Source organism: Gemella parahaemolysans (assembly GCF_053758945.1).
Map to the genome: position 1 here is coordinate 42,793 of NZ_JBSMTP010000010.1, position 11,059 is coordinate 53,851.

Here is an 11,059-nt window from a genome sequence, read left to right on the forward strand (position 1 = left end):
AATTAATAAGATTATAATTAATAAATTATATAAATTTAAATAATAAAAGATAATTATAATTACTTTATAAAATAGAGTTTTTATGGTAAAATAATTTACAAATATAAATTTAATTGGTTTGAGTTTATGAAAACTATAGAAAGAAGGAAAAAAAGTTATATGATAGGAAAAAATAATATAAAAAAACAACTTGAACGCCGTGGTGAAAAAGTAGAAACCTACTCTATAAAAAAATTCAAGGTAGGAGCCGCAAGTGTTCTAATTGGGGTAGGATTATTCTTTGGAGCTGGTGCTGTAGAAGCAAGTGATAACGTTGCTCAATCACGAGAAGCTACTAATAGTCCAGATGAAGGAGTGAATACTGCTAATATCGTTCCAGAGAATTCAGTAAAACCAGTAGCTAATAAAATTGAGAATACTCCTGCAAAGGTAGCTGCAGCTGTTGCGGAAAAAATAGCTAGCCAATCTAATGATAATAAGAAAAATGAAGTTGAAGCAGAAGCAGAAGTTGTAGATGATTCAGTTTTAAATTTAAAAATTGAAGAATTGAAATCTCAATTAGAAAGAGTTAAAAATAATACAAAACAAAAATCATTGATAGAAGAAGCTACTAAAAAATTAGAATCAGCTGAATCTTTATTAAAAAATAATCCTACTAAACAAGAAATAGATAAAAAAGCAAAAGAGATTAGTTCATTAATTTCTATTTTAAAATCGATTAAGACTGAAGAAACACCTAAAGAAAATAAAAATCAAGATAGTCGTAATGGTAAGAAGATGGAAGAAGGAACTGGTTTCCGTACTGGAGTGACAGATCAGGCTTTAACAGGGTCAATTCATTTCGATACATCGAAAGGTTCAACTGAAAAGAAAATTCCAGTTGCAAATAATGGTGACGGTGAACGTGTCATTAATATGGCGATTACTTATTCAGCGTCTTCGAGTGAAACGGTTACAGATGGTAAAGTTCGAGTTACTATTCCGAAAGCTTTTCTACACTCTAAGAAAAAACCAGTATTTACAAATTCATCTTTTGTAAAAAGTATTGATGATCGATCTACAGATACTGATTATGTTTATGATTTAAACTTAAATCCAATGTCTGGTGGATCTGTTGCTGAAAGTTTATTAAAGCTTTATGTAGGAACATCTAGAACAAATGCACCATCAAAGGATGATTCACTGACAGTGAAGACAGAGTTTATAAGTGGTGATAATGTATTATCTACAAAAACAGCAACAGCTACTTTTGACTATTTATCAGAGATTATTTATCGTGAAAAGGACACAAGAGAAAAGTTAGTAAAAAATTATGTATCTCAGGAACAACGTGAATATAAAATAGGTTCAGTTGTTGATGGTAAGTTAGTTCCTGTAAGAAGTCCATTTAGAATCCCATTAATTATGACAAATGATCCATTCTTCAATAATGGAGAAGCTGATGATCATAATCATAATGGTAATGGTCGATTAATAAGTTATGATTATACGATTAGTGGCATTCCAGATTTTCTAGAATTAGATCCTACTTCTCCTAGAAATTCAAAATGGACATTAGAAAATGGAGTAGCTACCTTACATCCAGATCAAACTCGTGGAATTGATCAAATGTTATACTATGCCGGACCTGTATTAAGATTAAAAGAGGGAGCATTAAGTACACCTGAACAAATTGCAAAAGTTATTGAGACGAATGAAACAAAAGGTTATAGTGCTAAAATTGTTTATAATGCTGTAGGACATAGACCAGATGGTTCATCATTCACGCAATCTCTAGAAAATCCAGATGGTTTTAGAATCTATGCAGGCGATGGTTTACCTTCGATTGGAATGATGGAAGATCGTATAAATGCAGCTACTAATCAAAGACTATTTTCAAACGCCAGTAATGTAGATACTTTTGCAGCAATTTATAGAGTTCCATTTAATAAATTAAAAGCTGATGGAGGGACGTTACCAAGTCAATATTTAAACTATTTCATTCCAAAAGATCAAGCGGGAAATTATTTTACTAAATTCAAAATAATAGAAATTGCAACTAATGAATTAGAAAATGGGAATGCTGGAGTAAAGGGATACCATGCAGGTTATAAAGATTTACAAGGGCAATTTAAAGAAAACTTTAAATTATATGGAGTTAATGAAAATAACCAACCTGAGTTAATTAAAGAATTTAATTCTGTTGATGAAACATTTGATGAAGTTGCTATTAATCCTGAAAAGAAATTTACTCATTTGATTTTAAAAACGCCTGGAATTGTTGATGAGGTTCAAGATAGAAAGAAAGCTTTTAAAACGATTCTTGGAATGAGAGCAGATTTAGATGTAACGGTAGATACTTGGAAAGAAAAAGCAAAAGATGCTACTATTCAAAAATATGAAAATAAAATTTCTCAAGTTTTAGCAGCTAGTAATACAATTGAGAGTGCTGTAGCTACAGAACGACCAAATACTGGTAGTAGTACCCCTGCTGTTCATACTAAAGAACCAACAACTTTAAGTTTAGGAATGCAACAAATTGGAGACCAGGAGTTAACGAAAGATAACTTAACAAGAGGAAAGAAAGTACCAATTACAGTTCTATATACTGCAACGGATTATTTTAAATTAGCTGAATCTGAAACAAATGGTATTAAAGTTTATGATTTAAGTAAATTAGATTCTAATATTAATAAAACAAGTGTAATGTTATTAGCTGATCCAAAGCTACCTATAAAAGATTTCAGATTAACTGCTGATAATCGCTTATTATCAAAAAACACCTTATATTTTTGGGGGACAAATGGTAGTGCTGCAAAAGATGGCTATAATCAGATTAAAGAAACTTATGATACTGTTAATCCAACACGTATTATTGAGAATTATAAGGGAACAGGTAAGCGTGCCTATATTTTCGACTCAAAAGATTTAGGATTATCTAGTTATGATTTAAATAGAGATGGGTGGATTAAAGGTGGAACATATACTCCAGTAGCATTAACTTTTGAAGTAGAAAATAATGGTCAAATCGAAAGTGGAACTTATAATATTGAATCTTATCTTGTATGGAATAGTAATTCTGAAACTTTATTTGGTAATGATCGTTCTTTAAATGCAAATTATGTAGAAGGACATGAACCTGGTGCAACTATAGCAAAATCAAATATTAATGTAACAATGAATAATGTTATTGAATATTCTACATCATTAACGATTTCTAAACCTGGAACAACAGGAACTAGAGGAATTATCGATGTGAAGAATGGACAAGAAGTTATTTTATCACCACGAGTTGAGAACTTAACAGACACACCTCAAAAAATCAAAGAAGCAGTTGTTTTAATTCCTAAGAGTGAAGCTGTAACCTATTTAGAAGGACCTATTGTTGAGAATTCAGATGAGTATGATGTAGAATATACGACATCAACAGAAAAAGATAAAACTACGGGTACTTATGTAACTGCTGATAAAATTAAAAATTGGAAAGATGTTACTGCCGTTAAATATGTATTTAAAAATGATTATACGGTAACCAAAGAACATGCCTTTACCCATAGCTTTAATCTTAGAGTTGATGCTGATAATCCAAACTTTGTAGAAAGTACATCACAAATTTTCTTGAAAAATAATCAAAATGTTTGGTTAGAATCTAATATTGTAGGATTAAGAACAGAAGATGTGCGAGGTAAATTAGAAGTTCGTTATATAAATAATAGAAAAGATGACATTCTACCAAAAATTTCTGAAAAAGATTTTGCAGGACAACCATATACTACGACAAAAGAAGATGTCATTCCTAGAGGTCATTGGTCGGGATTACCATATTTATTTAAAGAAATCCAAGCAGATTCAGTACCAGAAACAGGAACTTATGAAAGACAAGTAACGAAAAAAGTTACTTATGTATATGAGGAAGCAACATTTAAAGAAGAAAGCAAAACGATTACTCGTGCAATTAACTATCTAGAAAAGGATAATGAAAGTAATGTACTTGCTAATCCAGCTGTACAAAATATTACAGTTAAGAGAAAAATTTATACAGGTAAAGAAACGGGACGAGTAGTAGAAGGACCGTGGGAATATAGAACAGACGCTTATCAACCAAATTGGCCAAGAACAAATTCACCTAAAGTAGCTAATTTTGAAGCTCCAGATAGAGAAATTATCGATAGAGTATTGGTTTCTCAAGAATTAGTTAATAATGGGAATGTAGTTGAAAATGTATATTACGAAAGAATTATGCCTATAGGTGGAGATGTAGTAGCAAAATACGTTATCGAAGGTACAACAACTGAATTAAAACCAGCAACAGATGTAGCTAAGGGATTAAAAGTTGGAAAAAACTATACTTCAACAGCTCCAGTAGCAGGTGAAGAATTAACAGCTACTGATGGAAAAGTATATGTATATAAAGGACATAAAGCTACATCAGCTGCAGAAACAGGAAAAATAACAGCTGATAAACAAGAAGTAGTTTATGAGTACGAACCAAAATTAGGTGGAAACGTTGAAGTTAAATACGTTGTCGCAGGAACAGAAGAAAATCTAAAAGATCCAGTAACATTAGTAGTTAATGGTCAAGTAGGAAGTGATTATACTGCAACGAAAGATGCAACTATTACAAAAGAAGATGGAAGAGTTTATAAACTTGTTGAAGCAAATAATGGATTGAAAGAAGGTTCAGCTGGAGAAACAGGTAAAGTAACTACAGAAAAACAAACAGTTACTTATGAGTATGAGTTACAAAAAGGAAATGTAACAGTAAACTATACAGACACAGAAGGAAATGCGATTGAAGGTAAGAGAAGTGTAGTAGTAGAAAATCAAAGTCCAACAGGTAAAGATTACAATACAAATACACCTGATTTGAAACCAATTACAATTACAACACCAAGTGGTAAAGTTTATAAATTGGTTCCAGACCAAACAGTTGGTAAAGAAACTGGTAAAGTAACAGTTGACCCAATTGAAGTAACGTATAAGTACGAACTTCAAAAAGGTGATGTTACAGTAAACTATACAGACACAGAAGGAAATGCGATTGAAGGTAAGACAAGTGTAGTAGTAGAAAATCAAAGTCCAACAGGTAAAGATTACAATACAAATACACCTGATTTGAAACCAATTACAATTACAACACCAAGTGGTAAAGTTTATAAATTGGTTCCAGACCAAACAGTTGGTAAAGAAACTGGTAAAGTAACAGTTGACCCAATTGAAGTAACGTATAAGTACGAACTTCAAAAAGGTGATGTTACAGTAAACTATACAGATACAGAAGGAAATGCGATTGAAGGTAAGACAAGTGTCAAAGCTGAAAATCAAAGTCCTACAGGTAAAGATTACAACACAAATACAACTGATTTGAAACCAACTACAATTACAACACCAAGTGGTAAAGTTTATAAATTGGTTCCAGACCAAACAGTTGGTAAAGAAACTGGTAAAGTAACAGTTGACCCAATTGAAGTAACGTATAAGTACGAACTTCAAAAAGGTGATGTTACAGTAAACTATACAGATATAGAAGGAAATGCGATTGAAGGTAAGACAAGTGTAGTAGTAGAAAATCAAAGTCCAACAGGTAAAGAGTACAATACAAACACACCAGAGTTAAAACCAGAAACAATCACAACACCAAGTGGTAAAGTTTATAAATTGGTTCCAGACCAAACAGTTGGTAAAGAAACAGGTAAAGTAACAGTTGACCCAATTGAAGTAACTTATAAGTACGAACTTCAAAAAGGTGATGTTACAGTAAACTATACAGATATAGAAGGAAATGCAATTGAAGGTAAGACAAGTGTCAAAGCTGAAAATCAAAGTCCAACAGGTAAAGATTACAACACAAATACAACTGAATTGAAACCAACTACAATTACAACACCAAGTGGTAAAGTTTATAAATTGGTTCCAGACCAAACAGTTGGTAAAGAAACAGGTAAAGTAACAGTTGACCCAATTGAAGTAACGTATAAGTACGAACTTCAAAAAGGTGATGTTACTGTAAATTATAGAGATACTGAAGGTAATGAAATTGAAGGTAAACCAAGTGTTAAAGTTGAAAACCAAAGAGCAACTGGTACAGATTACAATACAAATACAACTGAATTGAAACCAACTACAATTACAACACCAAGTGGTAAAGTTTATAAATTGGTTCCAGACCAAACAGTTGGTAAAGAAACTGGTAAAGTAACAGTTGATCCAATTGAAGTAACGTATAAGTACGAACTTCAAAAAGGTGATGTTACAGTAAACTATACAGATACAGAAGGAAATGCGATTGAAGGAAAAACAAGTGTAGTAGTAGAAAACCAAAGTCCAACAGGAAAAGAATACAATACAAACACACCAGAATTAAAACCAGAAACAATCACAACTGAAAGCGGAAAAGTATACAAACTAGTACCAAGCGCAACAGTAGGAACTGAAAGCGGAAAAGTAACAGTAGATCCAATTACAGTAACGTATAAATACGAACTACAAAAAGGTGATGTAACAGTAAACTATACAGATACTGAAGGAAATGAGATTGAAGGTAAAACAAGTGTTAAAGCTGAAAATCAAAGTCCAACAGGTAAAGATTACAATACAAATACACCTGATCTGAAACCAACTACCATTACAACACCAAGTGGAAAAGTGTACAAACTAGTACCAAGTGCAACAGTAGGAACTGAAAATGGTAAAGTAACAGTAGATCCAATTACAGTAACGTATAAATACGAACTACAAAAAGGTGATGTAACAGTAAACTACACAGATACTGAAGGAAATGAGATTGAAGGAAAATCAAGTGTTAAAGTTGAAGACCAAAGTGCAACAGGTAAAGAGTACAATACAAACACACCAGAGTTAAAACCAGAAACAATCACAACACCAAGTGGAAAAGTGTACAAACTAGTACCAAGCGCAACAGTAGGAACTGAAAATGGTAAAGTAACAGTAGATCCAATTTCAGTAACGTATAAATACGAATTACAAAAAGGTGATGTAACAGTAAACTACACAGATACTGAAGGAAATGCGATTGAAGGAAAATCAAGTGTTAAAGTTGAAGACCAAAGTGCAACAGGTAAAGAATACAATACAAACACACCAGAGTTAAAACCAGAAACAATCACAACTGAAAGTGGAAAAGTATACAAACTAGTGCCAAGCGCAACAGTAGGAACTGAAAATGGTAAAGTAACAGTAGATCCAATTTCAGTAACGTATAAATACGAACTACAAAAAGGTGATGTAACAGTAAACTATACTGATACTGAAGGAAATGCGATTGAAGGTAAGACAAGTGTTAAAGTTGAAGACCAAAGTGCAACAGGTAAAGAGTACAATACAAACACACCAGAGTTAAAACCAGAAACAATCACAACACCAAGTGGAAAAGTGTACAAACTAGTACCAAGCGCAACAGTAGGAACTGAAAATGGTAAAGTAACAGTAGATCCAATTTCAGTAACGTATAAATACGAACTACAAAAAGGAAACGTTACAGTAAACTATACAGATGTTGACGGACAACCAATTGAAGGAAAAACAAGTGTAGTAGTAGAAAACCAAAGTCCAACAGGAAAAGAATACACTACAAACACACTAGAGTTAAAACCAGAAACAATCACAACACCAAGTGGAAAAGTGTACAAACTAGTACCAAGCGCAACAGTAGGAACTGAAAATGGTAAAGTAACAGTAGATCCAATTTCAGTAACATATAAATACGAACTACCAAAAGGTGATGTAACAGTAAACTACACAGATACTGAAGGAAATGCAATTGAAGGAAAATCAAGTGTTAAAGCTGAAGACCAAAGTGCAACAGGAAAAGAGTACAATACAAACACACCAGAGTTAAAACCAGAAATAATTACAACACCAAGTGGAAAAGTGTACAAACTAGTACCAAGCGCAACAGTAGGAACTGAAAATGGTAAAGTAACAGTAGATCCAATTTCAGTAACGTATAAATACGAACTACAAAAAGGTGATGTAACAGTAAACTATACAGATACTGAAGGAAATGCGATTGAAGGAAAAACAAGTGTAGTAGTAGAAAACCAAAGTCCAACAGGAAAAGAATACACTACAAACACACTAGAGTTAAAACCAGAAACAATCACAACACCAAGTGGAAAAGTGTACAAACTAGTACCAAGCGCAACAGTAGGAACTGAAAATGGTAAAGTAACAGTAGATCCAATTTCAGTAACATATAAATACGAACTACAAAAAGGTGATGTAACAGTAAACTATACAGATACTGAAGGATATGCAATTGAAGGAAAATCAAGTGTTAAAGCTGAAGACCAAAGTGCAACAGGAAAAGAGTACAATACAAACACACCAGAGTTAAAACCAGAAATAATTACAACACCAAGTGGAAAAGTGTACAAACTAGTACCAAGCGCAACAGTAGGAACTGAAAATGGTAAAGTAACAGTAGATCCAATTTCAGTAACGTATAAATACGAACTACAAAAAGGTGATGTAACAGTAAACTATACAGATACTGAAGGAAATGCGATTGAAGGAAAAACAAGTGTAGTAGTAGAAAACCAAAGTCCAACAGGAAAAGAATACACTACAAACACACCAGAATTAAAACCAGAAACAATCACAACTGAAAGTGGAAAAGTGTACAAACTAGTACCAAGCGCAACAGTAGGAACTGAAAATGGTAAAGTAACAGTAGATCCAATTTCAGTAACGTATAAATATGAACTACAAAAAGGTGGCGTAACTGTTAAGTACGAAAATGAAGCAGGTGAATCAATCAAACCTGATAACCACTTAAAATCTCAAGTTCCAACAGGAGATGAATATAATACTACAACTGTAAAAGATTTAACTATCACGAAAGATGGAAAACTTTACAAACTTGTAGAGAAAAATGGTGGATTAAAAGAAGGTTCTCCAAAAGAGAATGGTAAAGTAAGTGATACACCAACTGTTGTAACTTATGTTTACTCTGAAGTTAAAGGTGAAATCATTCAAAAATTTGTTGATGAATCTGGAAAAGAAATCAAAGATCCAACAAATACCGGTAAGAAATCACTAAATGAAAAAGTAAACTTAGAATATCCAAAACGTATTACAGATAAAGATGGTAAAGTTTATGAATTTGTAAAAGTAGATAAAATTCCAACTAACTTCACTGAACAACCTCAAACAGCTACTTACACTTATAGAGCGGTTAAAGGTCAAGGGGTAACAGTATCTTATGAAACAACTACTGGAGTAACATTAAAAGAAACTCAAACAGTTCAACCAAAAGATACACAACTTGGAACAGAATACGATACAACAACATCTAACTTTAAACCTGAACGTATCGAAAAAGATGGTAAAGTATACATTCTAACTGCAACAACTAAATCAGGTTCAGCTGATGAAACAGGTAAAGTAACTGAACAACCACAAAATGTTACTTATGTTTATAAAGAGGTACCAGAACGTGAAACAAAACAAAAATATGGTAATGTAATTGTTACTTATGTTGATAAATCTGGGCGTCCATTATCAGGAACAACTGAAAATGGTGTTAAAGTCGATAAATCAGTAATCGATACGCCAGCGTCACTAGTGAAAACACCATATGACACAACAGATAATAAACCACAAACTATTACAACAGCTGAAGGTAAGGTCTACAAATTCGTAAAAGTAACGCAACATTCAGATGCTGAAACATCAGATGTAAAATCTAGAACATCAGTCATTACTTATGTATATGAATTGCAAAATACTACAGAAGAATTACCAGAAGCACATATTGGATTTGTAGTTGTTAACTATGTAGATGAGAATGGATTACCAATTTCAGGTATATCTGAAGGTAAAGAAGTTCCTACAACAGTGATGGATGTTAATGGTGATTTAGTTGGAACTCAGTACAATACAACTGATCATAAACCAGCAACAATCATTACTGAAAATGGTGATGTATATGAATTCGTTAAGAAATCAGAAACATCAGATCCTGAATCAGGAGAATTAAAAGAAGGTGTTACAACTGTAGAGTATGTTTACCGTAAAGTAGTAACAACATTTGTAGATGAAGAAGGCAAAGAAATTAACCCTTCAGACAAAGGAACGAAAGATAAGAAAGACATTCCAGAGTACATTTACAAAGAAACTAAGAAAGACGAAAAAGGAAATACAATACATGTATACCGTCAAGTCGTAACAAGTTATGTAGATGAAGAAGGTAAAGAAATTAACCCTTCAGATAAAGGAACGAAAGATAAGAAAGATATTCCGGAGTACATTTACAAAGAAACTAAGAAAGACGAAAAAGGAAATACAACGCATGTATACCGTCAAGTCGTAACAAGTTATGTAGATGAAGAAGGAAAAGAAATCAATCCTTCAGATAAAGGAACAAAAGATAAGAAAGATATTTCAGAGTACATTTACAAAGAAACTAAGAAAGACGAAAAAGGAAATACAACACATGTATACCGTCAAGTCGTAACAAGTTATGTAGATGAAGAAGGAAAAGAAATCAACCCTTCAGATAAAGGAACGAAAGATAAGAAAGACATTCCAGAGTACATTTACAAAGAAACTAAGAAAGACGAAAAAGGAAATACAACGCATGTATACCGTCAAGTCGTAACAAGTTATGTAGATGAAGAAGGAAAAGAAATTAACCCTTCAGACAAAGGAACGAAAGATAAGAAAGACATTCCAGAGTACATTTACAAAGAAACTAAGAAAGACGAAAAAGGAAATACAACACATGTATACCGTCAAGTCGTAACAAGTTATGTAGATGAAGAAGGAAAAGAAATCAATCCTTCAGATAAAGGAACGAAAGATAAGAAAGACATTCCGGAGTACATTTACAAAGAAACTAAGAAAGATAAAGATGGAAATACAACACATGTATACCGTCAAGTCGTAACAAGTTATGTAGATGAAGAAGGAAAAGAAATCAATCCTTCAGATAAAGGAACGAAAGATAAGAAAGACATTCCAGAGTACATTTACAAAGAAACTAAGAAAGACGAAAAAGGAAATACAACACATGTATACCGTCAAGTCGTAACAAGTTATGTAGATGAAGAAGGTAAAG

1 protein-coding gene is annotated in these 11,059 nt (G+C 32.6%); it reads left to right on the top strand.

Annotation, left to right across the window (positions count from 1 at the left end; translation table 11 throughout):
• Nucleotides 1–159: 159 nt before the first annotated feature.
• Nucleotides 160–11,059: MucBP domain-containing protein (locus ACWOBP_RS06725; protein WP_455338033.1), on the top strand; the 10,900-nt coding region annotated here is incomplete at its 3' end.